The sequence below is a fragment of the uncultured Sulfitobacter sp. genome (genome assembly GCF_947502895.1).
Lineage (GTDB): Bacteria > Pseudomonadota > Alphaproteobacteria > Rhodobacterales > Rhodobacteraceae > Sulfitobacter.
In genome coordinates this window covers 60,023-85,195 of record NZ_CANNBM010000004.1, presented here as the reverse complement: position 1 = coordinate 85,195, position 25,173 = coordinate 60,023, and the positions used below count along the sequence as shown (strand labels likewise).

Below are 25,173 nucleotides of genomic sequence, written 5' to 3'. Positions count from 1 at the left end.
GCACCGTACCGCCATATTATGTGGTCCTGACCAAGGATGTCCCTTGATGGCCACGCTTATGTGACAGTTTTACATCATTTTTCGACCGCGTGTAACCTCTATTTCGAGGTCTGTGATCTTCTTTCTTAGCGTATTTCGGTTAATCCCCAAAAGTTCCGCACATTTCGCCTGATTTCCAGAAGTTGCAGCAAGGGCAACTTCGATTAATGGAGCCTCTACCTCGCGCAGGATACGCTGGTATAATCCCGGCGGTGGCAACATATTTCCATGCAGCTCAAAGTACCGGCGGATATGGCGCTCGACGCTGGCTCCCAACTTTTCACCGTTTCCGGTGGCCCGCGTGGGCTCGGGGCCGGCCTGACCGCCTACAATCTGGCTGGCATCGGCTGCTGTGATTTCAACCGCGCGGCTGGTCAACGCCAACTGACGCATGGCGTGTTCAAGCTGGCGTACGTTTCCCGGCCAAGTGTAGTTTGCAAAAACCTTCACGGCCGCTTCTGACAACGCATGAGGCGCACCTGCACCTGCATCTGCACGCTCCAGAAAATGGGTGGCAAGCAGTGGGATGTCTTCGACCCTGTCGCGAAGAGCGGGCACATGCAGCGTTGCACCGGACAAACGGTAATAGAGATCGCGCCGCATGGTGGTATCGCTGGTATCCTGCCCCAGATCGGTCTGTGACGTCGCGATGAAACGGGGCTGGTTTTCGGTCTCTGTGTCCATCATGCGCGCAATGCGGGCCTGTACTTCGGCCGAGATATCACCGATCTCGTCAATCAACAGCGTACCGCCCCGCACCCGCGCCATTACCCGCGCGGGTCCTTCAATGTCGCTCAGCTCTGCTTCGGTAACGGTGACAAAAGGCAGACTGCGGCGGTCGGACAGATCATGGATGGCCCGTGCAATCAGGGATTTTCCCGTACCGCTCTCCCCCCAGATAAGAACAGGCAAATCCGCATTCATTACCCGTGCAATCACACGGTAGAGCGATTGCATAACAGCCGTTTTACCAACCATCGGCAAATCGTCTTCATCGCTTACGGTGGTCGGATTTTCTGCGCGGCGCGGTGTCCCAACCCGTTCCAGCGCGCGCGCCGTGCGTTTCATCAGGTCAGGCAGGTCAAACGGTTTGGGCAGATAGTCATAAGCCTGCGCCTCGGCCGCTTTGATAGCGGTCATGATCGTATTCTGGGCCGAGATCACGATCACGGGCAAATCGGGACGGTCGGCAGCAATTTTAGGCAACATCTCCAGACCGTTGCCATCAGGCATTGCCACATCCGTAATAACCACATCACCCTTGCCCTCGGCCACCCACCGCATCAGCGTGGTCAGGCTAGAGGTTGCATGCACCTTGCACCCAGCCCGCGTCAGGGCCTGTGTCAGAACCGTGCGAATGGTGCGGTCATCATCCGCCACCAGAACTGTACCATCCATGGATTAACTCTCCTGTTGCGGCAATATCGCAGCGTTTTTGTTGCGTTCTTCGGCGGCATCAGCGCGCGGCAGCGAAATGCGAAACACCGTATGACCGGGTGTCGAGGATACAGAAATCCAGCCGTCATGCTCGGACACTATCTTGCTGACGAGTGCGAGGCCAAGCCCCGTGCCGTTTTCGCGCCCTGACACAAAAGGATCAAAGACATCACCTGCGATGTTTTCCGGCAGACCCGGCCCGTCATCAATAACTTCGATCTGCAAAGGCAGCAGCACGCCATCACCATCAGCACGGCGCAAACGGAAGGAGTGTTCATAATAGCTGTGCAGACGGATTGTGCCGCCCGCGTCACCCGCCGCCTCGGAGGCATTCTTGACCAAATTCAGGACAACTTGCAGCAACTGGTCCTTGTCCCCCCATGCCAATGGCAAGGAGGGATCATAGTCTTCAATAATACGCATATGCGCTCCGAACCCCAGCAGCGCCGAGCGGCGCGCGCGGTCCAGAACATCGTGCAGATTAACAGCTGCACGCTCGGGCACTGTCAGGTTTCCGAACTGCTCTACCTGTTCCAAAAGCTTCACAATGCGGCGGCTTTCGGCGACAATTAGGTCAGTCAGTTCCAGATCATCCTTGGGCAAATTCATACTCAGCAGTTGGGCGGCCCCTGTGATACCTGCCAGAGGATTTTTAATCTCATGGGCCAGCATCTCGGCCATACCGATTGCGGACTTTGCGCTGGATTTCACCGACTGGTTCTGTGTCATGCGCCCCGCCAGTTCGCGTGGCGAGATCATCAGAATCATTACTCCTTCTGCCTCTGACATTGGCGCCACTTGCAATTGGGATTGCAGCGGGGCGCGTTGGCCGCTGCCGACATCGACATCATTCACAAAAAGCGTGGTTTGCGACGCCCGCGCACGGGCAAAAGCTGCCTCCAACGGTGCATCTACCGCAATAACGTCCCAAACGGGCATGCCACATACAGCCTTGGCCGACGCGTTCAAGAACCCTTCGGCAGCTGCATTAATATCAACGATCAAATCATCAGGCCCTACCAGAACGGCAGGAACCGGCAATGAGGCCCAAAGCGCACGCTCTGACGTGCCAAGCGGTGATGCGGGGCGCGTCATGCCGCGGCCCCCCACAGCGCGGGGTCCAGTGCTGCTGGAAGCAGGATTGTCGTTTCTTCAACACTTCCGGCGGTCAGAACATCACGGCGTGCCTGTGCAGGTGTCTGCGCGTGATCCATGTACCAACCCAGATGTTTGCGTGCCACGCGCAGGCCCAGCTTGGTACCGTAAAAGCGAAGCAAATCATCATAGTGCCCCAGCACCATATCTACAAAATCTTGCCCCTGCGGCACGACGGGTGCAGGGGTGCCGTAGATATCATGGGCAATCTGCGCCAGCAGCCAAGGCCGCCCCTGCATGCCACGCCCGATCATCACCCCTTGCGCGCCGGACTGCGCCAGCGCCTGACGCGCACTGTCTGTATCTGTGATGTCGCCATTGGCGATAACGGGAATATCGACCACATCAACAACGCCGCGGATCGCCGCCCAATCTGCCGCGCCTTTGTAGAATTGGCAGCGTGTGCGCCCATGGATTGTGATCAAGGTAATGCCCGCCGCTTCTGCACGCCGCGCGATATCAGGCGCGTTCAACATATCGTCGTCCCAACCGAGACGTGTTTTTAGCGTGACAGGCACATCAACCGCATTCACCACCGCCTCGATCAAGCGCAGCGCATGGTCGGGTGTTTTCATCAATGCAGAACCTGATGCACCCTGCGTAACCTTTTTGGCAGGACATCCCATATTGATATCGATAATCCGCGCGCCCTGCCCTGCGATCATCCGCGCAGCCTCTGCCATAGGTTCAGCTTCGCGACCTGCAATCTGGACGGATGTACCATCAATGCCCAAGCCCAGTTCGGCCTTTTCACGGGTGCCAGGGCGGTGGGTCAGCCATTCACCTGACGCGATCATCTCGGACACGACCAGCCCTGCGCCAAAGCGCGACACCAGACTGCGCGTGGGCAAATCGGTAATGCCGGCCATCGGGGCCAGAAAAACAGGAGGGGTCAAATCGAGCGGGAAGGTCATAACAAGTGGTGCTTAATCCTTGGGCGAACGTTGCTAAGTTACGTCAATGCAAGGTGCTACACAATGAATGACGGTCCAATGACCTATAATCACCCTGCCCAAATGCTTAAAAATTAAGCACCTGATCTGATGGCGGTGCCGTGCCGCCACATTGCGCTGCGCGCAGGGATTTCCTAAGACGGGGCAATGAACATACGAAAGTGGACCTGATGCGTGTCTTCGCTCTGATTGTAGCTGCCGGACGTGGCACACGCGCGGGTGGGCAACGCCCCAAGCAGTGGCAACCGCTGTGCGGCAAACGCGTGATCGACCATACTGTCACAGCTTTTGAAGACCACCCGCTGATAGACGGTATCACGCTGGTTCTGCATCCGGACGATATGCCAGAAGCGCCTGCTTTCCAGTCGCGAGGAATTGTTGTCACCACGGGCGGAAGCGAGCGTAACCTGTCTGTGCTTGAGGGCCTGCGCGCCCTGCCCGACTGCGATGCTGTGCTGATACATGACGCAGCGCGCGCTTGTGTCAGTGCAACGTTGATCTCGGATGTGATTGACGCGCTGGCACAGCACAGCGCCGCCGCCCCCGGCCTTGCCGTGACCGACGCTCTTTGGACAGGGAATACAGGAATGGTGACAGGCACACAGGACCGCGAGGGCCTGTTTGCAGCGCAGACACCCCAAGGGTTTCACCGCGATGCGATACTTGCCGCGCACGAAGCCTATAACGGCATTGCCGCAGATGATGTCGCGGTTGCACGCGCCGCGGGTATGCACGTTGCAATCACTCAAGGCGACGCAGATAATATAAAAATCACCACGCCTGCAGATTTCACCCGCGCGGCGCGGATATTGGAGAAGTAGATGGACATTCGTACAGGCAACGGATTTGACGTACATGCATTTGGCGCAGGCGATCACGTTATGCTGTGCGGCGTACGCATTCCGCATACACACGGGCTGGTAGGCCACTCCGACGCTGATGTGGGGCTGCATACCGTTACCGATGCGATCTACGGCGCGCTGGTCGCGGGGGATATCGGCACCCACTTCCCACCGTCTGACCCACAGTGGAAAGGCGCGGAAAGTCATATTTTTCTGAGGCACGCCGCACAAATGACACGGGATCAGGGGTTTACTTTGACCCACGTGGATTGCACCCTGATTTGCGAATTTCCCAAAATAGGCCCCCACGCCGCTGCAATGCGTGCCGCCGTCGCTGAAATGGTCGGCATCGACGTGGCGCGTGTATCGGTCAAGGCCACCACTTCAGAGCGTTTGGGCTTTACCGGACGCGGCGAAGGCATCGCCTGCATCGCAACTGCCACCTTGGTGAAATCATGATCGCACGCATGATCGCAACAGTTATGGGGGTTGGTTATCTACGACCTGCGCCCGGCACTTGGGGCTCGCTGGTTGCACTGCCCTGGGCTTGGCTGCTTCACGTGATAGGCGGCCTGCCGTTATTGGTTATCGGCATCATCGCCGCATTTTTCAAAGGCTGGTGGGCCACTTCCGCAATGACCAAAGGCAGTGATGATCACGACCCTTCCGAGATTGTGGTTGACGAATTGGTGGGGCAATGGATCGCCCTGCTGCCGCTGTCAATTGCAAGCTGGCGTATGGGGATCGACATTACCGTCATGTGGCCGGGCTGGATCGCGGCATTTGTGCTGTTTCGGCTGTTCGACATCTGGAAGCCTTGGATCATCGGCTGGGCGGACCGCCGCGGTGATCCGCTAGGTGTGATGCTGGATGATGTGTTTGCAGGCCTGTTCGCGGCTATTGGCGTTGTGATCCTTGCGGGGGTGGCCCATGCGATCTGAGATTCTGGCGCTGGCCAAACAGCATGGCATCATGATTGCCACCGCAGAGAGCTGTACTGCTGGCATGGTCGCAGCCGCCCTCACCGATCTGGCAGGGTCATCCGCCGTGTTCGAGCGCGGGTTTGTCACCTATTCCAACGCGGCCAAGCGCGACATGCTGGGCGTTACCGAAGCCGCGCTGCGCACCCATGGCGCAGTTTCCGAGCAGGTGGCAGAGCAGATGGCGCAGGGTGCCTTGGCCCAAAGTGCCGCTCAACTCGTCGTTTCAATCACGGGAATTGCAGGGCCCGGCGGGTCCGAACACAAGCCCGAGGGGCGGGTCTGTTTTGGCATCGCGGGGCCAATGGGCATTAGCACCGAAACGGTGGAGTTTGGCCCGCTGGGCCGGGATGCCGTGCGCATCGCAGCGCGGGACCATGCTCTGCACCTGCTGCGCAAGGCACTTTGCGAAATGCCCGAAAACTAACCCTGCCAATCAAATTCGCGCCAAAAAATTAGGCACTCTTACAAACGCCCGAAAATATAGCGCCTTTTGAGCGGTTGCAACTTTTCGCATCATTCACGGCACGCCATACCGCCCTCAAACTTTGGGGAGACTACTAGTATGAATGCCGCCGATACCGCATGGATTATGACCGCAACAGCGCTGGTGCTGTTTATGACGCTGCCGGGGCTTGCCCTGTTTTACGGCGGTCTTGTCCGTGCCCGAAATGTACTCAGTGTGTTCATGCACTGCTATGCCATTGCCTGTTTGATGAGCGTTCTCTGGTTTCTCTTTGGTTATTCCATTGCCTTCGGCGACGGCAGCACAGGTCTTTGGGGCGGTCTGGGCAAGATCGGTTTGAACGGTGTGACAGCGGACAGCCTGTCAGGCACCTTGCCAGAGATCGCCTTTTTCGCCTTCCAGATGACATTTGCCATTATCACACCCGCGCTGATTGTCGGCGCTTATGTTGAGCGGGTGGGCTTTGGATTTGTCATGCTTTTTTCGGGCCTCTGGATGTTGTTGTGCTACGCGCCTGTAGTGCATTGGGTCTGGGGAGGCGGGATGCTGGCCGATGGCGGGATATTCGGAGACGTCGGCGTGCGCGACTTTGCGGGCGGGATCGTTGTGCACGAGACTGCAGGGCTCGCCGCGATCATCCTCGCGATTTTCCTCGGGGCGCGCAAGAATCAGGCAACTCCACCGCACAACCCCGGTTTGGTTATGATCGGCGCTGCGATGCTCTGGGTGGGATGGTTCGGCTTTAACGGTGGCTCGCAGCTAGCCGCTGATGGCGGCGCTGCCATGGCGATCACAGTGACACATATCTCGGCCGCGACGGCCTCGCTGACATGGGCACTGTGGGAGCGGATCAAATTCGGAAAATCATCGTTGGTGGGCATCGTCACAGGTACGATTGCGGGCCTAGCTTCGATTACCCCTGCATCCGGTTATGTTGGCCCATGGGAGGCGCTGTTGATTGGGGGTGTGGCAGGCATCCTGTGTCAGGAAGCGGTGGTGTTGATCCGCAACAAAGCCAAGATCGATGACACACTGGATGTCATGGCGGTACACGGTGTTGGCGGCATCTTTGGCACGATCATGATCGCCGCCTTCGGCGCGGGGTCATGGGCGGCGCAATTGGGCTCTCTGGCGATTGTCGGAATATATACGACTGCTGTTACAATAGTGCTGATCATCGTATGCCGTGCGATCACGCCCTTGCGCGTGGATGCCGAAACCGAAGTCAACGGTCTGGACCTCGCCGTACACGGCGAACGGGCCTACGATATTTCAAGCTGATCCCGCTTGATCCTTCAGACAAAGGGCGGTCCAGAAATGGCCGCCCTTTTTGCGTTCCAGCTCAGGTGCCTTGGAAACAGGCTGTCACAGCATCCAGATCAGTGCCGATCGCTGCATTCCACAGTGTCGTGGCCCGTGGCTCTCCCAGCAGTTCCAGTACCTTGGTGCGTAGCTTGGCACTGCGCACCTCAAGGCTGACAGGCGCAAGCAGATCGTGGCGCAGTCGGCGCACCTCACCCGATGTGAGGGTTAGGGTGACTAGCGACTGTGTCTCGCTCAGATTGGCATCCTCAACAACATCGATTTTCTCTCGGAGCGCGCAAACGTCTTTATCGCGGGCGATTTCATCGCTGAAGCTGCTGATCGCCCCTGTAGAATGACCCGACAATGTCATTGCCGCAGTATGACGGTAGCTGAATTTCACCTCGAGCCCTGTTTTGGGCTCAGCGATGTTGCACACGCTCATCCAGCGCGGATGGGTGCGGATTTTCACAGCCTCGATCCGCTCGGCTTCGATGCCCGCATCGCCCAAGGCCTCGAGCATTGCGTGAAGCCCGTGGCAACAGGCATGAAACTTGTGGCTGATGCTGCTGATCTGCCAGTCCTTGCGCGGCAGTTTCACCTCTGCTCCCTCGCCGTGGTGCGTCTCGCCGAACCCAAGCGGCCCCGCCAGCCCGTCTGGTGCTGCTGTCATGCCCGCCTGCGCCCACAGAGCTGTTTCAACACCTGTTCGCGCGGCCAAGCCGGCGTTCAGCGGTTTGGCCATTGTACCAAACTGCGCCTTGATCCCTGATGCCATGCTGGCACACAGCCCCAGCGCATGGCGCGTTTGCCCCTTATCCAGCCCTAGCAATCGCGCCGTGGCAAGTGCGGCCCCAAAAGCGCCAGCTGTTGCAGTCTGGTGATAACCAACCTGATAGTGTGCGCGGCCCAACCACAGGCCTGTCAGAATAGATCCCTCTACCCCTACGGTCGCTGCATCAATCGCGTCAGTCAGGGCAATGTCCATCGTCTCGGCCACAGCGACCACTGCGGGCAAGACTGCCACCGAAGGATGCCCGATATGGGCGAAATGCGTGTCGTCATAATCCAGCGCGTGGCTGAGCGTGCCATTGACCAAAGCAGCAACCGCCGCGCCACCCGCATCCCCGCCAAAGATATGCGCTGGGCCTTCCTCGACCATCTGCGCACGGCGAAACGGCGCGAACTCGGCCTCGGCTGCACCTGCGATACCACAGGCCGCCCAATCAAACAGTGACAGCCGCATCATGGCGGCCGCCTCCTCAGGCACCTCGGTGGTCCTGAATTTAACCAGTTGTTCTGTTATACCCATGGCGTCCTCCCCTGACGGGATCAGCCATAAAGTGTGTTCGCGCGCTTCTCAAACGCTTTGACGACCCGCTGCATCGCCTCGTTAAAGACGACACCGATAATTTTCTGCAAGATTGCATTGCGGAACTCGAAATCGACAAAGAACTTCACCTCGCAGCCGCCATCGACATCTGCAAAAGCCCAGTTTGATTTCATATACTTGAAAGGGCCATCAAGATATTCAGTGTCCAGCTTTTTGGCGTCGGGCCACAGGACCACGCGTGAGGTGAACCGCTCTCGAAACACCTTGAACGAGATGACCAGATCAGCATCCATGACGCTATGATCTCCCTTGTCCGTCACCGATTTGATCCGCGCAGCGGCAGTCCACGGCAGAAATTCTGGGTATCGGGCCACATCGGCCACCAGATCATACATTTGTTGGGCGCTGTAGGGCAGCACGCGGGTCTCGCTATGGGTGGGCATTGATTTCCTAGTCTCGTTTGGCTAGCGCTGTATCAAAGCCCGCGGGGGCGCACAATCAAGAGGTGGCCATGCCAACGCGTCCTTATGTCATAGACCAGATGATCTCGGCCAAATCCATCGCGGCGCGGATCGAAGAGCTGTGCCGCGAAATCCAGAGCGAATTTGCCGATACAGACAAACTGGTTGTCGTAGGACTGCTGCGCGGCAGCTTTGTCTTTATCGCTGATCTGGTGCGTGAGCTTGATCTGCCGATCGAGGTCGATTTTCTGGAAGCATCCAGCTATGGCGACGGGACCGAAAGCACGCGCGAAGTACGCATTCTCAAAGACTTGCGCGGCGGCATTGAAGGACGTGATGTGCTGCTGGTCGAAGATATCGTTGATACAGGCCACACATTGCACCACGTCACCGGTATGTTGCGCGCCCGTAAACCTGCACGCCTTAAAACGGTGGCATTGCTGGACAAACCCAGCCGCCGCGAAGTCGATTTGCGCGCAGATCACACAGGGTTCGAGATACCGGACGAATTTGTCGTGGGCTACGGGATCGATTTTGCACAACGCAACCGGAACCTTCCGTTTATCGGCAAGGTCAGGTTCACGGACGGCGAATAGGCCGTGCTGGACCCGCGCCATTTGATGCGTATGCGCCTTTGGGCGCGAAACCCGCCCTCAATGAAGCGGGTCAAGCTGGTGTTCGCGGCAATCGCGTTGGCCCTTTTGGTGATCGGGTTAGAGCGGCTTGGTTTTTGGCCCGACTGGGCCCAGAGCGCGCGTATCCCCCGTCGATTCTGATACACTGGCCATTTCAACTCTGTGTGAATTGTTGACTTTAGGGAAACCAGAGCCATTTTTTGTGTTATAATGCACAAAACAGGAGGTCCACATGAATACACTAGAGAAAACCCTATTTGTCGTCACGCTTGGCGCAGGTATCGTCGCGAGCACTGCATTTGCGGCCAGCCACGCGGATAAAGCTGCCGCGGATGCAGTTAAAGCACGACATGCGCAGATGCAGATGGTCAGCTATCATATCGGTGTTCTTGGCGGGATCGCAAAGGGTGAAGCCCCCTATGACAGCGCTGTTGTCGATGCAGCGGCCAATAATCTGGCTGCCCTTGCCTCTATGTCGCATGCGACACTATGGGTCGAAGGGTCCGAACAGGGAGCGGTCGAAGGATCCCGCGCCAAGCCCGAAATCTGGAGCGATTCTGCGGGCTTCGAGGCAAAATTCAATGATATGAAGATGGCTGCAAGCGCCCTTGTCGGTGCTGCGGATGCTGCAGCCGTTGGCGCCGGAATGGGCGCATTGGGCGGATCATGCAAAGGCTGCCACGAGACATACCGCGGCCCCAAGAATTAAGCCGTGGGAAAGATCGCCATGTTGCTGGGGGCCTGTGCCGTGTTTGGTGCAGGTCTCGGGTGGCTTATCTCCGCACCCGAACGGCCGCCTGCGCAGGTTGCGCAGAGCCATACTGCTGATGCTGAAAACGGTGCGTTGGTCTTCGCCGCTTCTGGCTGCGCTTCGTGCCATACGGCCCCGCAGTCTCAAGACAAGGAAGTCTTGGCAGGAGGGTATGCGTTCGACAGTGCATTTGGCACATTTTATGCGCCCAATATCTCGTGGGGCGCTGAAGGCATTGGTGATTGGACCCTTGTTCAATTCGCACATGCCTTGCGCGCTGGCGTATCGCCAGAAGGGCGGCACTATTACCCCGCGTTCCCCTATACAGCATACACACGTATGACGGACGGTGATGTCGCTGACCTTTTTGCCTATATGGGCACCCTGCCCGCCGATCCAACGCCTAGCCTTGACCACGAGGTCAGTTTTCCGTTCAACATCAGGCGCGGGATTGGCATCTGGAAACGCCTATATCTGACAGACGCCCCCGTGATGGTCGGTGATATGGGCGCCCCGCTAGATCGAGGGCGCTATCTGGTTGAGGGGCTAGCCCATTGCGCCGAGTGTCATACAGAACGTGACGCCTTGGGCGGGTTGAACCGTGCGAAATGGCTGCAAGGCGCGCCTAATCCGTCTGGCAAAGGGCGAATTCCCGATATCACCCCTTCTGCCCTAGGCTGGTCAGCGGCTGATCTGGCAGAATATTTCAAGTCAGGGTTTACGCCAGACTATGACAGCGTGGGAGGGTCTATGGTGGCAGTAGTCGAGAACTTGGCAAAGCTGCCGCAAAGCGATCGCGATGCGATAGCAGCGTATTTGCTGGCGCTGCCAGCGTCGCAGTGATCGCTCGGGACTAGCCAGTCCCGAGTTTTTTCAAACGCGCGGCGCGCAGGCGGGCAAAGTCATCGCCCGCATGATAGCTTGAGCGTGTCAGAGGGGTAGCCGATACCATCAAGAAACCCTTGCCGTAGGCCGCTTTCTCATAGGCGGCAAATTCATCAGGATGCACAAAACGATCGACTGCGTGGTGCTTTGGCGTCGGCTGCAAATACTGGCCAATGGTCAGAAAGTCGATGTCAGCGGCACGCATATCTTCCATCACCTGCATGACCGATTGGCGGTCTTCGCCCAGCCCGACCATGATACCCGATTTGGTGAACATCGCGGGATCAAGCTCTTTTACCCGCTGCAACAAGCGCAATGAATGGAAGTACCGCGCACCGGGGCGTACCTCGGGATACAGGCCCGGCACAGTCTCAAGGTTGTGATTGAACACGTCGGGACGCGCTTCGACAACCTTTTCAAGGGCTTCCGGCGCACACTTGATGAAGTCCGGCGTCAAAATCTCGATTGTTGTCGCGGGCGCACGGTGGCGTATGGCGCGGATGGTTTGTGCAAAATGCTCGGCACCGCCATCCTCTACGTCATCGCGGTCAACAGATGTAATCACGACGTGGTTCAGACCAAGCTTTGCCACGGCGTCGGCCACACGGCCCGGCTCAAATGCGTCTAGCGCTTCTGGCGGCTTGCCCGTTGCGATGTTGCAAAAGGTACAGGCACGGGTACAGACCTCGCCCATAATCATCATGGTTGCGTGGCCTTGGCTCCAACACTCGCCGACGTTGGGGCAACCGGCCTCTTCACATACTGTCACCAGCTTGTTTTCACGCATGATTTTTGCAGTCGTTTCATAGCCCTTGCCACCGGGGGCGCGAACGCGGATCCAGTCAGGCTTTTTCGGCTGCGGGTTATCGGGACGGCGCGCCTTTTCAGGGTGGCGCATCTCAGGGATTTTCAAATCACGCATGGAAACCTCATGTGTTGGCTGCCACTTACCTAACACATCAGACGTTAAACAAAACCCTGTCGCGGCGCATTGCCGCTATGCACCTGCGCGATTTTTACCGCGCAGGTGAGGCTGACTGCACTACGCTAACCAATCATCGCGCCGCCAAGGTTTGCTTCTTTGGCATAGTGACGCCGCAACTGCATGAGCGCGATACGCAGCACAATTTTACCCGAACGCGCGGACCAGCCCAGCTTTTTCTCAGCTGTTTCAAGCCCTTCAAGGAAACAGCAACACCGCAACGTCACGTCCGACAACCCCGGACCGAGGTCCTGAAGGGCGGCAATAACACGCGCGTGGGCCTGTCTCATGGTAAACCCACTGCCCGCCTGCGGGGGGCGTGCCTCACCGCGCAGGGTCGCCAGAAAGCCCTCCCAGTTTCCGGCAACATCTGCCTCCATCTGTGCAAGCTCGAAATCTTCGCGCAGGCGTTCACCTGCGTGCACAAGATCGTCTTGCAAGAAACGCGCGCCACTGCGATCGCGTCTGCGGGCCAGTGCAGCCAATGGGCTTTCGGCGAGGCTATAGCGGATGCGGCGGGGGATCTCTCGCATGTTTTCGGCATCAACGGCCTCTGCACCAATAACCTGCGCATTTTCGTCCCGCGCCATCATATCGGCTAGCGCACTGCGCCCTGCCGCAGTAATCTGATAGCGCGTTACCCGACCGTTTGCGGGGGCAGCGATCCATCCCTTTAAGGCCATCGCCTCGGCTATTGCGCGGTCAACAACACCTGTTCGGGTATTCTGTCCTGTTTGCCCGTCGCGCACGATGACACCTTTTTCCATGTCTGCCGCTACGGCCAAAACTGCGCCCGTTTCGCATAGACGTCGCAGAACGCGCAGCGCATTCACACTCAACGCAGCCGTATCAGGCAACGCAGGCGCCACTGTATTGGTTGGCGCAACGGTATCTTCTTTGCTTGGCTGCGCATTTGGCACATGCATAGCCCCCTCTGCACCGCCGAGGGTTTTCAGAACCCCGTCCACTAACGGATCATCACGCAGTGTCTCCACGCGTCTGATCTGGCGCAGTATCGTCGATGCGTGGCATCCTTGTGCGCGTGCCAAAGCGCGGATGGGGATGCCCATCTCGGTATGGTCGAGGTAGTTCTGAACGGATCGCGGCACCCAACCGGGCACTGTGCCGTCGCCGCTTTGTGTTGCATGTTCTATGTGCTCGATCTCTCTTGCCGTTTGTCCCATTTCTGAGTGTCCCTCCTCAGTGTCGTTAACAATAGGTAAATGCAACCTATGGGAGAATTGATTACCTATTCGTTAAGATTCAACGTGAGGGACATCATTGTTTACAAAAGATAAACAATCTTGAAGCAGCCGTTCGCAGTTTAAGCAAGTCACGCAACACCCGCATAAGTAGTGTTTATTGTGGATGCCGGACATCAGCATTGTATCGGAAGACCAGCTTCAGGAGCGCAAAATAATGAAAGATATCCACAGCCTACTCGCCACTCTGCACCGCCCCCGTTTACTCATGCGTGCCGCGCGTATCGGCGCACAAGACTATCGCCGCACAGCCCACTTACCGCCCTTGCTAGGGTATGGCGTTTTGCCGCGCCACGGGGAAGCATTGATGCGTCTGATGGACATTGAGGATGATCTAAACAACCAACGCAGCGAGTCTGACGCAGCTTACAATGTCGTCACCCACGTGGATGTTCTGATTGCTATCGTCGCCGAAGCAAGGGATCTGCGGGCCGCGCAATCGGGCCCGCAGCTAGTATGACTACATAAAGCTGTCAGGCTCTGCCTCTTTGCGGGTCGCAACAAAGGCATCCAGCGCCTCTGAGATTGCGGGATCCATCGGCGGTTGTTGATAATCGCCCAGCATTTTTGCAACACGCAGGCTTGCCAGAGTCTGTGTGTCGCGCGCGCCCTCATCTTCCCATGTCTCAAATGGTTTGTAGTCCAGCAGGTCCGATTTCCAGAAGGCGGATTTGAAGTTTGCCTGTGTGTGCGCACAGCCCAGATAATGCCCGCCAGGGCCCACTTCGCGGATCGCATCCATCGCTTGGGCGTTCTCGTCAATCTCGACGCCCCGCGCCAGATGGTGCAGCGTACCCAGCTGATCGGCATCCATTACGAATTTCTCGAAGGAGGACACAAGCCCGCCTTCCAGCCAACCACAGGCGTGGAGCATGAAGTTTACACCAGACAACAGCCCCATATTCAGGCTGTTTGATGTCTCATACGCCGCCTGCGCATCAGGCAGTTTTGAACCACAGAACGAACCCGCAGAGCGGTAGGGAAGGTTCAAGCGTCGCGCCAACTGCCCCGCGCCGTAGGTGATATGCGCAGCCTCGGGCGTCCCAAAGGTCGGCGCACCGGAATTCATATCAATCGACGTTACAAACGCACCCATGATCACCGGCGCACCTGGCTTGATAAGCTGGCTGTAGGCAATGCCCGCCAGCGCTTCGGCCAGCACTTGGGTCAATGTGCCCGCAACCGATACGGGCGCCATCGCACCCCCCACAATAAAGGGCGAGATAATGCAGGCTTGGTTATTTTCTGCATAGACCTCCAACGCGCCCATCATCACGTCATCGAATGTCATCGGTGAATTGATGTTGATGAGTGATGTCATCACAGTATTTTCCTGCACGAACTTCTCGCCGAACAAGACCCCGCACATATCAACCGAATCCTGTGCGCGGCTGGGCTCGGTGACGGACCCCATGAAGGGCTTGTCACTCAGCGTCATATGGGCGTGCAGCATATCAAGGTGGCGCTTGTTCACCGGAACGTCCGTAGGCTCGCATACTGTTCCACCAGAATGGTGCAACCATTTGGACATATAGCCCAGCTTTACGAATTTACGGAAATCTTCCATCGTTGCATAGCGTCGCCCGCTTGCTGCGTCGCGCACGAACGGGGGACCATATACAGGGGCCAACACAAGGTTTTTGCCACCCACGACAACATTCCGCTCTGGGTTGCGTGCATGCTGGGTATAGGATGCAGGCGCGGTTTTGATCAATTCGCGGGCCAAACCTTTGGGAATGCGCACCCGCTCGCCCTGAACATCGGCACCGGCATTGCGCCAGCGGTCCAGCGCACGGGGATTTTCAGGGAAATTTACGCCAATCTCTTCCAGAATCGTCTCGGCGTTGGTTTCAATGATTTCCAAAGCCTCTTCGCTGAGAACTTCGAAATTAGGGATGTTGCGTTCAATATATTTTGCCGTCTCGAAAGAGATCGCAGTGCGGGCTGCGCGCCGCGCGGCTCCCCCTCCACCACGTGCACGCCGTGCTGCTTCAGCCATGATATATCCCCTTTGTTTACCTGTTGGCTTCGCAATACTCCTAATCCCCTGCGCGGCGTCCACGAATTGCGGCGGTGCAGGTAGAAAAGCGACATTCGAGAAACTTGGAATGTCAAATTTGCGCAGCACGGACCCTCGCGCAATCCATTTGCCACAAGCTTTGACAAGGCGTGTTCACCAAATCTGTCTTGCCTCCCTGCCCGCACCTGCCTAATCAGACCATATGACAGATCAAACCCATGACCGCCTTCTTATCATCGACTTCGGCAGCCAAGTGACCCAGCTGATCGCGCGCCGCTTGCGCGAGCTGAATGTCTATTGCGAAATTCACCCGTTTAATGTGGTCGATGATGCCTTTCTGAAAGATTTTGGCGCAAAGGCAGTCATTCTGTCTGGTGGCCCGTCCAGCGTGGTACACGCGGATTCGCCCCGCCCGCCCGCATCGGTGTTTGACCTTGGTGTACCCGTGCTGGGCATCTGCTACGGCCAGCAGGTTATGATGCAGATGCTGGGCGGTCTGGTTGAGGGTGGCAAGATTTCGGGCGGTGGCGGCACGGCGGAATTTGGCCGCGCCTTTGTGACGCCCGCAGATGAGAAAACGGAATTGCTGCAAGGCTGGTTTACCGCCGAGCGAGAGCAGGTCTGGATGAGCCATGGCGACCATGTCAGCCGTCTGGCCCCCGGGTTCAAAGTATATGGCACCTCCCCCAATGCGCCATTCGCGATTACCGCCGATACCGAACGGCAGTTCTACGCAGTGCAATTTCACCCGGAAGTCCATCACACGCCCAACGGCCTGAAATTGTATGAAAACTTCGTCCGTATCGCCGGCTTTACCGGCGATTGGACAATGGGTGCTTACCGCGAAGAAGCAATCGAAAAGATCCGCGCACAAGTGGGTGACGCGCATGTAATTTGTGGACTGTCGGGCGGCGTCGATTCGTCGGTTGCAGCAGCCCTGCTGCATGAAGCGATCGGCGACCAGCTGACTTGTGTTTTTGTCGATCACGGCTTGCTGCGCAAAAACGAGGCCGAAGAAGTTGTCACAATGTTCCGTGACAACATGAACCTCAAGGTTATCTACGCCGATGAACGCGACCTGTTTCTGGGTGAGCTTGAAGGCCAGTCGGACCCCGAAACCAAGCGCAAGATCATTGGTCGTTTGTTCATCGACGTGTTCCAGAAATACGCCAATGAAATCAAAGATGCCAAATTTCTGGCCCAAGGCACGCTGTACCCCGATGTGATCGAATCGGTGTCCTTTGCAGGCGGTCCTTCTGTCACCATCAAAAGCCACCACAATGTAGGTGGCTTGCCCGAAAAGATGGGTCTGAAACTGGTTGAGCCGCTGCGCGAACTATTCAAAGACGAAGTCCGCGTTTTGGGCCGCGAGCTGGGCCTGCCGCCCAGTTTTATCGGGCGCCACCCCTTCCCCGGTCCGGGCCTTGCCATCCGCTGCCCCGGTGAAATCACACGTCAAAAACTGGATATCCTGCGCGAGGCCGATGCCGTCTATATCGATCAGATCCGTCGCCATGGCCTATACGATGAAATCTGGCAGGCCTTCGTAGCCATTCTGCCTGTGCGCACCGTTGGTGTGATGGGTGATGGGCGTACATATGACTTTGCCTGCGCGCTGCGTGCAGTAACATCGGTCGACGGGATGACTGCCGACTACTATCCGTTCAGTCACGAGTTTTTGGGCGAAACAGCAACGCGCATCATCAACGAAGTACCGGGCATCAACCGCGTCACCTACGACATCACCTCCAAACCTCCCGGAACAATCGAATGGGAATGAATAACGAAGTCACCCTGACTGGAACGCTCACTTGCGTGTCGGAGGAGGAAGCCGCACGTGTACGCGCCGCCCTCGACACACATATAGCGCTGACCCGTGCCGAAAAGGGCTGTCTGTCATTTGAAGTGACGCAAACCGATGATCCAATGGTGTGGTCCGTGGCCGAGCGTTTCACTGATGCTGCTGCATTCGAGGCCCATCAGACCCGCGCGGCATCCTCCGATTGGGCGCAAGAAACCAAAGGTATCGCACGCGATTACACCATCACGGGCCTTGAATGAACGTCATCCTCAAAGCTGCCCTTTGGATGACGGGGGCCATCGCGTCTTTTTCGTTTATGGCCGTAGCCGGGCGGAGCTTGGCCGCCGAATATGACACCTTCGAGATAATGCTGTACCGCAGTCTGGTCGGTGTAATCATCGTGGTCGTCGTTACGATTTACGGCAACCGCTGGCGCGAGTTGCGGTTTGACCAGTTCGGTCAGCACTTTTTGCGCAATGCCTTTCACTTTACTGGTCAGAACCTGTGGTTTTATGCGGTCGCAGTCGTGCCTCTCGCACAGGTTTTTGCGTTAGAGTTCACTTCCCCGCTCTGGGTCGCCGTCCTTGCACCCCTCATACTGGGCGAGCAGATGACACGGATCCGCGCATTGGCCGCTGTATTGGGATTTGTCGGCATCCTGATCGTTGCGCGACCCGACGTAGGAACGTTGGATATCGGTCTGGCAGCAGCCGCAACTGCTGCAATCTTTTTCGCCCTGACGATCATGCTGACAAAACGACTGACCCGCGACAATTCAATCACTTCGATCCTGTTTTTTCTTACCACGATCCAGTTGGTATTCGGCCTGATTACCGCAGGCTATGATGGCGATATTGCATTGCCCAACGCACAAAGCCTGCCTTTTCTGGTGCTGGTCGGGTGTGCAGGGTTGTTGGCGCATTTCTGTCTGACGAATGCACTTTCTATTGCGCCTGCCACCGTCGTCGTGCCGCTTGATTTCGCCCGCTTGCCTGTAATCGCCATCGTTGCGATGATCCTGTTTGACGAGCCGATCGAGATTTGGGTCTTTGTGGGCGGTGTGATCATTTTCTCAGCCAACTACCTCAACATCTGGAACGAAACACGCAAACGGCCATGAGGTTTTGCGCAGCTTTCGGATCGCTTGCCCCCGCGCAGGGGGTCTAGTTTCATCACATGACACACCGGACGATATCAACACAGGCTTGGGGGCTTTTGATGCTCTTGGCGGGACTTTGGGGGGCAGCATTTCTCTCCATCCGCATCGCACTGGACGAGATCCCTCCCCTTACCTCTGTCGCACATCGTGTCGGCTGGGCGACGCTTGTATTGTGGATCTACGTTTTGCTGCGCCGCTTGCCTTTGCCGCGTGGACGCAGCGTTTGGGTCGGCTTTGCGTGTATGGGAATTCTCAACAATGTGATTCCGTTCAGCCTGATGGCTTGGGGGCAGCTATATATCCCGTCGGGGCTCACTTCTATTTTCAATGCTACTGCGGCGATCTTTGGTGTCTTGGTCGCGGCCTTGCTGCTCAGCGACGAGCGTTTGACGCCGCGCCGTGCGCTGGGAGTAGCTGTCGGCTTTGCCGGTGTCGTGATCGCCATCGGGTCTGACTCGCTGCGCGATTTTGATATTACGTCACTTGCACAACTGGCAGTATTGGCGGGCACGCTGTCCTATGCCTTTGCAGGGGTCTGGGCCCGCAAGCGTCTGGTCGGTTTGGCCCCGCAAGTGGCCGCCGCGGGTATGTTGACCACCTCAACTCTGATTATGGTGCCGCTTGCATGGTACTTCGACGGGCCAATCAGGCTGGACCTGCAACCACGCACCCTGCTGGCTATCGCCTATTACGCGTTGGGGGCCACGGCACTGGCCTATCTTCTCTATTACCGCGTGCTGACGCTGGCGGGCAGCGGCAACTTGATGTTGGTCACACTAATGATCGCCCCAATCGCCATTGTGCTGGGTGCTGTCGTTCTGGGCGAGCAATTAGCGGCAAATGCGTACAAAGGCTTTGGCCTGCTTGCCCTTGGTTTGCTGATCATTGACGGACGCGTGATTGACCGTCTGCGGCGCGCGCGCTAGGGAAGTCAGACCCTAATGGCGGAGACACGCATGCTCTATCCCGATGCAAACAGCTGGCGCAGCGCGCCCCGCAAATCCGTGCTATTTTTCGGCATGTCGGGCTTGGGAAAGACCCATATCTCCAAGTTGCTTGTGCAGCAGGGCGACTGGTTCCATTATTCTATTGATTACCGGATCGGCACATCGGGCATGCATCAGCATATCAAGGATAATCTGATCGCCCACGCCATGCGAGAGCCGTTTCTGGCACAGATGCTGCGCGCAGATGCCATGTATATTGAACCAAACGTACATGACCACGATCTTAGCGCCGTCGCTGCCTATCTTGGCAAACCCGGCAATCCCGCTGCGGGGGGGCTGCCGATGAAGGAATACAGCAGACGGCAGCGCCAGTTTCGCCGCGCCGAGATCAAGGCGCTGGTCGATACAGCCGCTTTCAAGACCCGTGCGCAGACCCTCTACGGGTATCAAAACTTCATCTGCGACACGGGCGGCTCCATTTGTGAATGGATCGACACGGAAATTGACGATGATCCCTTGCTCATGGAACTGGCAGATCAATGCTTGCTGGTCTGGATCAAAGGGGACGAGGCGCATTCCCAAGAGCTGATCCGCCGCTTTGACCGCGCGCCAAAACCAATGGCTTATCAACCAGAATTCCTAGACCGCGTATGGAATGAATATCTAAGCGAAAACAACATGACGGAAAACGATGTTGATCCAGACACCTTCATCCGCTGGACATATGCACAGGCACTGGCGCACCGCCAGCCGCGCTATGCCGCTATGGCGCGCTACGGTGTCACTGTCACAGCCGAAGACATTCATGCCGTTACATGTTCGCAGGAGTTTGAAGACTTGATTGCCTCCAAACTCTGAACACGCATTCGTGCGCGCCCTTGAGTACACGCGGCGTCGCCTCTATCTGTCCGCTGAACCACTTTAAAGAGATCGCCTGCCCCATGCCTATCAAAATTCCAGCCGCCTTGCCCGCCTATGACGTCCTCACCCGTGAGGGTGTCAGCGTCATGGACGAAGATCAGGCCGCACGGCAGGATATCAGGCCACTGCGGATCGCACTGCTCAACCTGATGCCAAAGAAGATCCAGACTGAAAACCAGTTTGCCCGATTGATTGGCGCCACGCCTTTGCAAATCGAACTGACGTTGCTGCGTATGTCCGATCACCAGACACGCAACACCGCCGCCGAGCATATGGAGAGCTTTTATCGTCCTGTCTCAGAGGTTTGGAACGAAAAGTTCGACGGTTTAATTATCACAGGTGCGCCCATCGAACATCTCGACTTTGAGGATGTGGACTATTGGGCCGAGCTGCAGCGTGTGATGGACTGGACCCAAACCAACATACAGTCGACCATGGCTGTCTGCTGGGGTGGCATGGCGATGATCAACCATTTTCATGGTGTGAAGAAACACATGCTGGAGGCGAAGGCTTTCGGCTGTTTCCGCCATGTGAACCGCGCGCCCGCCTCGCCTTATCTGAACGGCTTTTCCGACGATTGCGTGATCCCTGTGTCGCGATGGACCGAGATCAGGCAAGATGAAATCGATGCGGCAAACGGTCTGAAAACCCTGCTTGGCAGTGACGCGGTAGGCCCTGCACTGGTCGAGGATCCAGCCCACCGCGCTGTCTATATCTTCAATCATTTCGAATATGACCGCGACACGCTCAAGCAAGAATACGACCGTGATATTGCCGAAGGGACGCCAATTAACATACCTGTAAACTATTACACCAATGATGACCCGAGTTTGCCGCCTGTGAACCGCTGGCGCAGCCACGCGCATCTGCTTTACGGCAACTGGATTCAGGAAATTTATCAATCAACGCCATATGACATTGAAAAAATCGGTCTTTAGTATGCTGGTGTTTGCAGCACTTATCTTAGCCTTTGTAGTTGTGGTGCAATGGCGCGCCGCTGCACGCGAGGCAGCTGCAACATCTGCGTACCCCCCGCAGGGCCGCGTTATTGATGTAGAAGGCACCCCTGTTCATGTTCTGATCGCGGGTTCGGGCCCTGATCTGGTGTTGATCCACGGTGCCAGCGGCAATGTGCGCGACTGGACGTTTGATTTTGCCGATCGTGTCTCGGACCGGTACCGCGTCATCATGTTTGACAGGCCGGGATTAGGCTGGACAGGCCGTCTGCCCGACAAATCCGGTGCATGGAACGGCCAGTCAGAGACACCGATGGAGCAGGCAGAGCTACTGCAAAAGGCAGGACAAATTATAGGTATGGATCGCCCTATTGTGGTTGGCCACTCCTACGGTGGTGCTGTTGCGATGGCTTGGGCTCTGGGCGCGCCGCAAGATACGGCGGCGGTGGTTATGTTGGGCGCGGTGTCCAACCCCTGGCCAGGAGATCTTGGATGGACCTACACTGTAAACGGCAGCACATGGGGCGGCGCGTTGGTTGTACCTGTCTTGTCGGCACTGGTCCCGTCCAGCTTTATCGACACAAGCATCGAGACAATATTCGCCCCCCAGCCCGCACCGCAAGGCTATGCCGAACATGTGGGTGCGGGCCTCGTTCTGCGCCGCGAAAGCCTGCGCGCCAACGCCCAGCAGGTTAACAGCCTGCGGCCCCACATCGTAAAAATGTCAAAGCGCTACAGTAGCTTGCAGCTTCCGCTAGAGATCGTGCATGGTGACGCTGATACGATTGTTCCACTCTCCGTACACTCGGAACCCTTGTCAAAGCAGGTAGAAGGTGCTGTTTTGACCGTCCTTGAAGGCATTGGTCACATGCCACAGCATACGGCACCTGACGCTGTGGAAGATGCGATTGACCGTGCTGCTGCCCGCGCAGGTTTGCGCCCGTCCCTTTAACGTCGCATAGTGCATCAAATTCAATGCAGGAACCCCATCATGCAACTGCCCTTTGACGGTGCCATCAGTGCCTTCTACGAGAATGATGCACCGACTGACATTCGCCTAGCCATCCAAACGGCCGACAAGAGTGAAATTCTGTCTGAAACCTATCCTCACCGTAAACGGATGGGTCGAAAGTCCTATGAACGTCAGATGGCTGCTCTCCAGATCGAATTGGTCAAGCTACAGTCTTGGGTGCGCGAAAGTGGCACACGCATCGCGATGGTTTTCGAGGGCCGCGATGCCGCTGGCAAGGGTGGCACAATCGGACGCTTCAGGATGAACCTCAATCCGCGCGCAGCACGTGTTGTAGCACTCAGCAAACCGTCGGACACCGAGCAGAGCCAATGGTATTTTCAACGCTATATCAAACACCTGCCCGCAGCAGGTGACATGGTTTTCTTTGACCGCTCTTGGTATAACCGCGGTGTAGTGGAGCCGGTTTTCGGTTTTTGCACCCCCGCGCAAAACGCCCATTTCTTTTCCCAGGTCCAACCGTTTGAACAAATGCTTGTGGATGACAATGTGCATCTTTTCAAATTCTGGCTCAACGTGGGTCGCGCCGAGCAGTTGCGCCGCATGCTCAAACGCGAATCCGATCCACTTAAACAATGGAAGCTGTCGGGGATCGATGTAAAAGGTCTGCACCTGTGGGACGCATATTCGGCTGCCATACAAGACACTCTCAGCCGCAGCCACACCGATATCGCACCTTGGACCATTGTACGCTCGGATGACAAACGTCGTGCGCGCCTGAATGCAATCAGAACCGTGCTGCATACCTTTGACTACACCCGTAAAGACAAAGATGCGATTGGTCGGATCGACCCCAAGATTTGCGGCGGTCCAGACATCTGGGATGCCTAAACGTGGTTATCATCACGGCAATCTGCGCCAGGCATTGGTTGATGCCGCCCTGCAACTGATCGAGTTGCGCGGCCCGACAGGCTTTACCTTGTCCGAAGCTGCCAAGCAGGCAGGTGTCACCCCTGCCGCCGTCTACCGCCACTTTGAGGGCCGCGAGGACCTGATCGCTGAAGCCGCCCTTCAGGGCTATGAAATCTTTGGCGATTTGATGCAATTTGCGTATGAGAGCGGCCAACCCTCGGCCCTGCGCGCCTTCGAGGCGACAGGCCGCGCCTATCTGGCCTTTGCGCGTAAATATCCCGGTCACTATATTGCGATGTTCGAAAGCGGCGTCCAGATCAACCGCTCCGCTGCGTTGGCATCGGTGGCCAACCGCGCCAATATGGTCCTGGAGCAGGCAGCGACCGATCTCAGCCAGCACATTCCCGCAGACAAGCGCCCGCCCCCCTCCATGTTCTCGGCCCATATCTGGGCGATGAGCCACGGCGTGGTTGAACTATTTGCCCGCAATTCACCCGGTCGTGCATCCCCTTTCCCGCCAGAAGATTTGCTAGAGACGGGAATAGGCATTTACCTGCGTGGATTGGGGTTAATCGCACCTGATGAATAGATTTTGGCAGCTTTTGCCATTGGAATGGCGGCTTTTAGCGCATGAATATGGCGCGCTGATCCTGTCGGGCGGCGTGTTTATTGCTGCTGCAGTCACCTACTTCATCCTTGCCACGCCAGACAGACACAGCCATGTGGGTTACTTCGCTGTTGAAGTCATCTCCACATTCGATAGCTCATCGGATACCCAATTAAGCTTTCGCGCAGTTGTCCGCCTTCCAGATGGCACCACAACTACGGTAAGCACGAACAGCCTTGCCGCTGCGCAATGGTTTGTCTCCGATACATGTGTCGAGCAGCGCCAACGTGAAAATGGGCGCACTTTCTACAGGCTGGCCGCACCTTCCAATTGCCGCTCCTGAGCCAGATCACGCATTACCTCCGCTGCTATCGTGAAAGATCGTTTGCGCGCTGTCTGATCGTGAATTTGCCCTGTCAGGATAACTTCATCAGGCTGATACTTCGACAAGATGTCTGATAACTGCCGTCGAACTGTTTCGGGCGATCCGGCTGCAGTGATCCGCAGGGCCTGATCCACTGCACGTCGCATGGGCAATCCGATTTCGGCGTCAATATCATCAACAGGGCGCGGTAATTTACCCGGCGTACCGCTGCGCAAACGCGCAAAAGCCTGCTGGACAGAAGTACGCAAATAGGTTGCATCGGCGTCCGTCTCGGCAGCGATAACATTTACCGCCAACATGAATTTGGGTTTGTCCAATGTCTCGGACGGTTTGAAATCACGCCGGTAGATATAGGCCGCGTCCTCCAGCGCGTCAGGCGCGAAATGCGAGGCAAACGCATAGGGCAAACCAAAATGTGCGGCCAGTTGCGCACCGTACAGGGATGACCCCAAAATCCATAGTGGCACATGCGTCCCTTGCCCTGGATGGGCCTGTACCGCAGCACGCGAATCAGCGTCGCCAAGATATCCCATCAATTCAGCTACTTCCGCGGGGAAGTTATCTTCGCCAGTGCGGCCACGCCGCAATGCTTGCCATACTGCGTGATCCCCGCCCGGCGCGCGGCCAAGCCCTAGATCAATGCGCGCACCATAAAGGCTTGCCAATGTGCCAAACTGCTCTGCGATGGTGAGGGGCGCGTGATTTGGCAGCATGACGCCACCTGCGCCCACGCGGATGGTGTTTGTCTTGCCCGCGATATGCCCCAGCAAAACAGATGTCGCCGCCGAAGCGATGCCCGGCATGTTGTGATGCTCTGCCATCCAATAGCGATGATAGCCCAACTGCTCCACATGCTGCGCCAGTTCGACGCTGTTGCGCATGGCGTCTGATGTGCTGCTGCCCTCTGGCACCGGACATAAATCAAGAACAGAGTATTTCATGGGCTTCCCTCATTGGTTAACACCAACATAGGTACGATCACAGACGCGCAAAAGCCCCTATCGATCAAACG

General features: G+C 57.0%; 26 protein-coding genes and 1 pseudogene. 18 read left to right on the top strand and 9 right to left on the bottom strand.

Annotation, left to right across the window (positions count from 1 at the left end; translation table 11 throughout):
• Positions 1-69 precede the first annotated feature (69 nt).
• From Q0903_RS15505 to dusB, 3 genes are read right to left on the bottom strand one after another with little or no spacing between them, the layout of a single operon-like run.
• Positions 70-1,437: a sigma-54 dependent transcriptional regulator gene (locus tag Q0903_RS15505; RefSeq protein ID WP_299030104.1), complete on the bottom strand. Its 1,368-nt coding sequence runs from the start codon at positions 1,435-1,437 to the stop codon at positions 70-72.
• A 3-nt stretch (positions 1,438-1,440) separates the two neighbouring features.
• Complete coding sequence (locus Q0903_RS15500; protein ID WP_299030101.1) at positions 1,441-2,571, bottom strand: ATP-binding protein; 1,131 nt, start codon at positions 2,569-2,571, stop codon at positions 1,441-1,443.
• Positions 2,568-3,545, bottom strand: coding sequence for a tRNA dihydrouridine synthase DusB (gene dusB, locus Q0903_RS15495; protein ID WP_299416894.1), 978 nt, complete (start codon positions 3,543-3,545; stop codon positions 2,568-2,570). Before dusB ends, Q0903_RS15500 begins: the two co-directional genes overlap by 4 nt.
• A gap of 209 nt (positions 3,546-3,754) precedes the next feature.
• Between dusB and Q0903_RS15490 the strand changes: the two are divergent.
• The 4 genes and pseudogenes from Q0903_RS15490 to Q0903_RS15475 all read left to right on the top strand — a co-directional run bounded on the left by Q0903_RS15490 (position 3,755) and on the right by Q0903_RS15475 (position 7,153).
• Positions 3,755-4,885: pseudogene (locus tag Q0903_RS15490) on the top strand (bifunctional 2-C-methyl-D-erythritol 4-phosphate cytidylyltransferase/2-C-methyl-D-erythritol 2,4-cyclodiphosphate synthase).
• Entirely contained in the window at positions 4,879-5,367 is a 489-nt protein-coding gene (locus Q0903_RS15485) for a phosphatidylglycerophosphatase A (RefSeq protein WP_299417200.1), read from the top strand. Before Q0903_RS15490 ends, Q0903_RS15485 begins: the two are co-directional and overlap by 7 nt.
• Positions 5,357-5,833 (top strand): CinA family protein, encoded by a 477-nt coding sequence (locus Q0903_RS15480; RefSeq protein WP_299416892.1) that lies wholly within the window; start codon positions 5,357-5,359, stop codon positions 5,831-5,833. Before Q0903_RS15485 ends, Q0903_RS15480 begins: the two co-directional genes overlap by 11 nt.
• Before the next feature lie 138 nt (positions 5,834-5,971).
• Positions 5,972-7,153 carry an ammonium transporter gene (locus tag Q0903_RS15475; protein WP_299416890.1) on the top strand — a complete coding sequence of 394 codons (1,182 nt, stop codon included), beginning with the start codon at positions 5,972-5,974 and terminating at the stop codon, positions 7,151-7,153.
• Positions 7,154-7,214: 61 nt separating this feature from the next.
• Here the strand turns inward: Q0903_RS15475 and Q0903_RS15470 are convergent, their stop codons facing one another.
• Together Q0903_RS15470 and Q0903_RS15465 are read right to left on the bottom strand one after the other, a co-directional pair.
• A complete protein-coding gene (locus Q0903_RS15470; protein ID WP_299416888.1) occupies positions 7,215-8,486 on the bottom strand; it encodes an MmgE/PrpD family protein in 1,272 nt (423 codons plus the stop codon).
• 20 nt (positions 8,487-8,506) lie between these two features.
• Positions 8,507-8,950, bottom strand: a complete 444-nt coding sequence (locus Q0903_RS15465) for a type II toxin-antitoxin system RatA family toxin (RefSeq protein WP_299030086.1) — start codon at positions 8,948-8,950, stop codon at positions 8,507-8,509.
• A 68-nt stretch (positions 8,951-9,018) separates the two neighbouring features.
• On the opposite strand from Q0903_RS15465, the gene hpt reads away from it, so the two are divergent.
• The 3 genes from hpt (at position 9,019) to Q0903_RS15450 (ending at position 11,197) form a co-directional block, all read left to right on the top strand.
• Positions 9,019-9,564: a hypoxanthine phosphoribosyltransferase gene (gene hpt / locus Q0903_RS15460; protein ID WP_299416886.1), complete on the top strand. Its 546-nt coding sequence runs from the start codon at positions 9,019-9,021 to the stop codon at positions 9,562-9,564.
• A 271-nt stretch (positions 9,565-9,835) separates the two neighbouring features.
• Entirely contained in the window at positions 9,836-10,312 is a 477-nt protein-coding gene (locus Q0903_RS15455) for a cytochrome c (RefSeq protein ID WP_299416884.1), read from the top strand.
• A gap of 3 nt (positions 10,313-10,315) precedes the next feature.
• Entirely contained in the window at positions 10,316-11,197 is an 882-nt protein-coding gene (locus Q0903_RS15450; protein WP_299416882.1) for a cytochrome c, read from the top strand.
• Between the two features lie 10 nt (positions 11,198-11,207).
• Here the strand turns inward: Q0903_RS15450 and lipA are convergent, their stop codons facing one another.
• The gene (gene lipA, locus Q0903_RS15445) at positions 11,208-12,161 is read right to left on the bottom strand and encodes a lipoyl synthase (protein WP_299030075.1); all 954 of its coding nucleotides are present in this window, start codon (positions 12,159-12,161) and stop codon (positions 11,208-11,210) included.
• A gap of 125 nt (positions 12,162-12,286) precedes the next feature.
• Positions 12,287-13,405, bottom strand: a complete 1,119-nt coding sequence (locus Q0903_RS15440; protein WP_299416880.1) for a DUF6456 domain-containing protein — start codon at positions 13,403-13,405, stop codon at positions 12,287-12,289.
• 235 nt (positions 13,406-13,640) lie between these two features.
• Between Q0903_RS15440 and Q0903_RS15435 the strand changes: the two genes are divergently transcribed.
• A complete protein-coding gene (locus Q0903_RS15435; protein WP_299416879.1) occupies positions 13,641-13,943 on the top strand; it encodes a DUF6477 family protein in 303 nt (100 codons plus the stop codon).
• Here Q0903_RS15435 and Q0903_RS15430 read toward each other — a convergent pair whose 3' ends face one another.
• Positions 13,944-15,482: a trimethylamine methyltransferase family protein gene (locus Q0903_RS15430; RefSeq protein WP_299416878.1), complete on the bottom strand. Its 1,539-nt coding sequence runs from the start codon at positions 15,480-15,482 to the stop codon at positions 13,944-13,946.
• Positions 15,483-15,705: 223 nt separating this feature from the next.
• Between Q0903_RS15430 and guaA the strand changes: the two genes are divergently transcribed.
• The 10 genes from guaA to Q0903_RS15380 all read left to right on the top strand — a co-directional run bounded on the left by guaA (position 15,706) and on the right by Q0903_RS15380 (position 24,119).
• Positions 15,706-17,283, top strand: coding sequence for a glutamine-hydrolyzing GMP synthase (gene guaA, locus Q0903_RS15425; protein WP_299030063.1), 1,578 nt, complete (start codon positions 15,706-15,708; stop codon positions 17,281-17,283).
• Positions 17,280-17,564, top strand: a complete 285-nt coding sequence (locus Q0903_RS15420) for an antibiotic biosynthesis monooxygenase (protein WP_299416876.1) — start codon at positions 17,280-17,282, stop codon at positions 17,562-17,564. Before guaA ends, Q0903_RS15420 begins: the two co-directional genes overlap by 4 nt.
• Complete coding sequence (locus tag Q0903_RS15415) at positions 17,561-18,424, top strand: DMT family transporter (RefSeq protein WP_299416874.1); 864 nt, start codon at positions 17,561-17,563, stop codon at positions 18,422-18,424. Before Q0903_RS15420 ends, Q0903_RS15415 begins: the two co-directional genes overlap by 4 nt.
• Positions 18,425-18,480: 56 nt before the next feature.
• Positions 18,481-19,389 (top strand): DMT family transporter, encoded by a 909-nt coding sequence (locus Q0903_RS15410; RefSeq protein WP_299416872.1) that lies wholly within the window; start codon positions 18,481-18,483, stop codon positions 19,387-19,389.
• Positions 19,390-19,419: 30 nt separating this feature from the next.
• Positions 19,420-20,268, top strand: coding sequence for an ATPase (locus Q0903_RS15405; protein ID WP_299417198.1), 849 nt, complete (start codon positions 19,420-19,422; stop codon positions 20,266-20,268).
• An 83-nt stretch (positions 20,269-20,351) separates the two neighbouring features.
• A complete protein-coding gene (gene metA / locus Q0903_RS15400; protein ID WP_299030052.1) occupies positions 20,352-21,269 on the top strand; it encodes a homoserine O-succinyltransferase in 918 nt (305 codons plus the stop codon).
• Positions 21,244-22,239 (top strand): alpha/beta hydrolase, encoded by a 996-nt coding sequence (locus Q0903_RS15395; protein ID WP_299416870.1) that lies wholly within the window; start codon positions 21,244-21,246, stop codon positions 22,237-22,239. The genes metA and Q0903_RS15395 overlap by 26 nt, the downstream gene beginning before the upstream one ends.
• A 39-nt stretch (positions 22,240-22,278) precedes the next feature.
• The gene (gene ppk2 / locus Q0903_RS15390; RefSeq protein WP_299416868.1) at positions 22,279-23,148 is read left to right on the top strand and encodes a polyphosphate kinase 2; all 870 of its coding nucleotides are present in this window, start codon (positions 22,279-22,281) and stop codon (positions 23,146-23,148) included.
• The gene (locus Q0903_RS15385; protein WP_299030043.1) at positions 23,141-23,758 is read left to right on the top strand and encodes a TetR/AcrR family transcriptional regulator; all 618 of its coding nucleotides are present in this window, start codon (positions 23,141-23,143) and stop codon (positions 23,756-23,758) included. The genes ppk2 and Q0903_RS15385 overlap by 8 nt, the downstream gene beginning before the upstream one ends.
• Entirely contained in the window at positions 23,751-24,119 is a 369-nt protein-coding gene (locus Q0903_RS15380) for a hypothetical protein (RefSeq protein ID WP_299416866.1), read from the top strand. The genes Q0903_RS15385 and Q0903_RS15380 overlap by 8 nt, the downstream gene beginning before the upstream one ends.
• Here the strand turns inward: Q0903_RS15380 and Q0903_RS15375 are convergent.
• On the bottom strand, positions 24,083-25,102 hold the full coding sequence (locus tag Q0903_RS15375) for an LLM class flavin-dependent oxidoreductase (RefSeq protein WP_299416864.1): 1,020 nt from the start codon (positions 25,100-25,102) through the stop codon (positions 24,083-24,085). The genes Q0903_RS15380 and Q0903_RS15375 overlap by 37 nt on opposite strands.
• Positions 25,103-25,173: the final 71 nt, after the last annotated feature.

What these genes read in the sequence shown, in the direction of transcription:
- lipA (WP_299030075.1), bottom strand. Translation starts at nt 12,161, where the DNA reads ATGCGTGATTTGAAAATCCCTGAGATGCGCCACCCTGAAAAGGCGCGC.
- Q0903_RS15410 (WP_299416872.1), top strand. Translation starts at nt 18,481, where the DNA reads ATGACACACCGGACGATATCAACACAGGCTTGGGGGCTTTTGATGCTC.
- Q0903_RS15420 (WP_299416876.1), top strand. Translation starts at nt 17,280, where the DNA reads ATGAATAACGAAGTCACCCTGACTGGAACGCTCACTTGCGTGTCGGAG.
- Q0903_RS15385 (WP_299030043.1), top strand. Translation starts at nt 23,141, where the DNA reads ATGCCTAAACGTGGTTATCATCACGGCAATCTGCGCCAGGCATTGGTT.
- Q0903_RS15455 (WP_299416884.1), top strand. Translation starts at nt 9,836, where the DNA reads ATGAATACACTAGAGAAAACCCTATTTGTCGTCACGCTTGGCGCAGGT.
- metA (WP_299030052.1), top strand. Translation starts at nt 20,352, where the DNA reads ATGCCTATCAAAATTCCAGCCGCCTTGCCCGCCTATGACGTCCTCACC.
- hpt (WP_299416886.1), top strand. Translation starts at nt 9,019, where the DNA reads ATGCCAACGCGTCCTTATGTCATAGACCAGATGATCTCGGCCAAATCC.
- Q0903_RS15480 (WP_299416892.1), top strand. Translation starts at nt 5,357, where the DNA reads ATGCGATCTGAGATTCTGGCGCTGGCCAAACAGCATGGCATCATGATT.
- Q0903_RS15375 (WP_299416864.1), bottom strand. Translation starts at nt 25,102, where the DNA reads ATGAAATACTCTGTTCTTGATTTATGTCCGGTGCCAGAGGGCAGCAGC.
- Q0903_RS15470 (WP_299416888.1), bottom strand. Translation starts at nt 8,486, where the DNA reads ATGGGTATAACAGAACAACTGGTTAAATTCAGGACCACCGAGGTGCCT.
- Q0903_RS15435 (WP_299416879.1), top strand. Translation starts at nt 13,641, where the DNA reads ATGAAAGATATCCACAGCCTACTCGCCACTCTGCACCGCCCCCGTTTA.
- Q0903_RS15505 (WP_299030104.1), bottom strand. Translation starts at nt 1,437, where the DNA reads ATGGATGGTACAGTTCTGGTGGCGGATGATGACCGCACCATTCGCACG.
- Q0903_RS15465 (WP_299030086.1), bottom strand. Translation starts at nt 8,950, where the DNA reads ATGCCCACCCATAGCGAGACCCGCGTGCTGCCCTACAGCGCCCAACAA.
- Q0903_RS15395 (WP_299416870.1), top strand. Translation starts at nt 21,244, where the DNA reads ATGACATTGAAAAAATCGGTCTTTAGTATGCTGGTGTTTGCAGCACTT.
- guaA (WP_299030063.1), top strand. Translation starts at nt 15,706, where the DNA reads ATGACAGATCAAACCCATGACCGCCTTCTTATCATCGACTTCGGCAGC.
- Q0903_RS15405 (WP_299417198.1), top strand. Translation starts at nt 19,420, where the DNA reads ATGCTCTATCCCGATGCAAACAGCTGGCGCAGCGCGCCCCGCAAATCC.
- ppk2 (WP_299416868.1), top strand. Translation starts at nt 22,279, where the DNA reads ATGCAACTGCCCTTTGACGGTGCCATCAGTGCCTTCTACGAGAATGAT.
- Q0903_RS15500 (WP_299030101.1), bottom strand. Translation starts at nt 2,571, where the DNA reads ATGACGCGCCCCGCATCACCGCTTGGCACGTCAGAGCGTGCGCTTTGG.
- Q0903_RS15430 (WP_299416878.1), bottom strand. Translation starts at nt 15,482, where the DNA reads ATGGCTGAAGCAGCACGGCGTGCACGTGGTGGAGGGGGAGCCGCGCGG.
- dusB (WP_299416894.1), bottom strand. Translation starts at nt 3,545, where the DNA reads ATGACCTTCCCGCTCGATTTGACCCCTCCTGTTTTTCTGGCCCCGATG.
- Q0903_RS15440 (WP_299416880.1), bottom strand. Translation starts at nt 13,405, where the DNA reads ATGGGACAAACGGCAAGAGAGATCGAGCACATAGAACATGCAACACAA.
- Q0903_RS15475 (WP_299416890.1), top strand. Translation starts at nt 5,972, where the DNA reads ATGAATGCCGCCGATACCGCATGGATTATGACCGCAACAGCGCTGGTG.
- Q0903_RS15380 (WP_299416866.1), top strand. Translation starts at nt 23,751, where the DNA reads ATGAATAGATTTTGGCAGCTTTTGCCATTGGAATGGCGGCTTTTAGCG.
- Q0903_RS15415 (WP_299416874.1), top strand. Translation starts at nt 17,561, where the DNA reads ATGAACGTCATCCTCAAAGCTGCCCTTTGGATGACGGGGGCCATCGCG.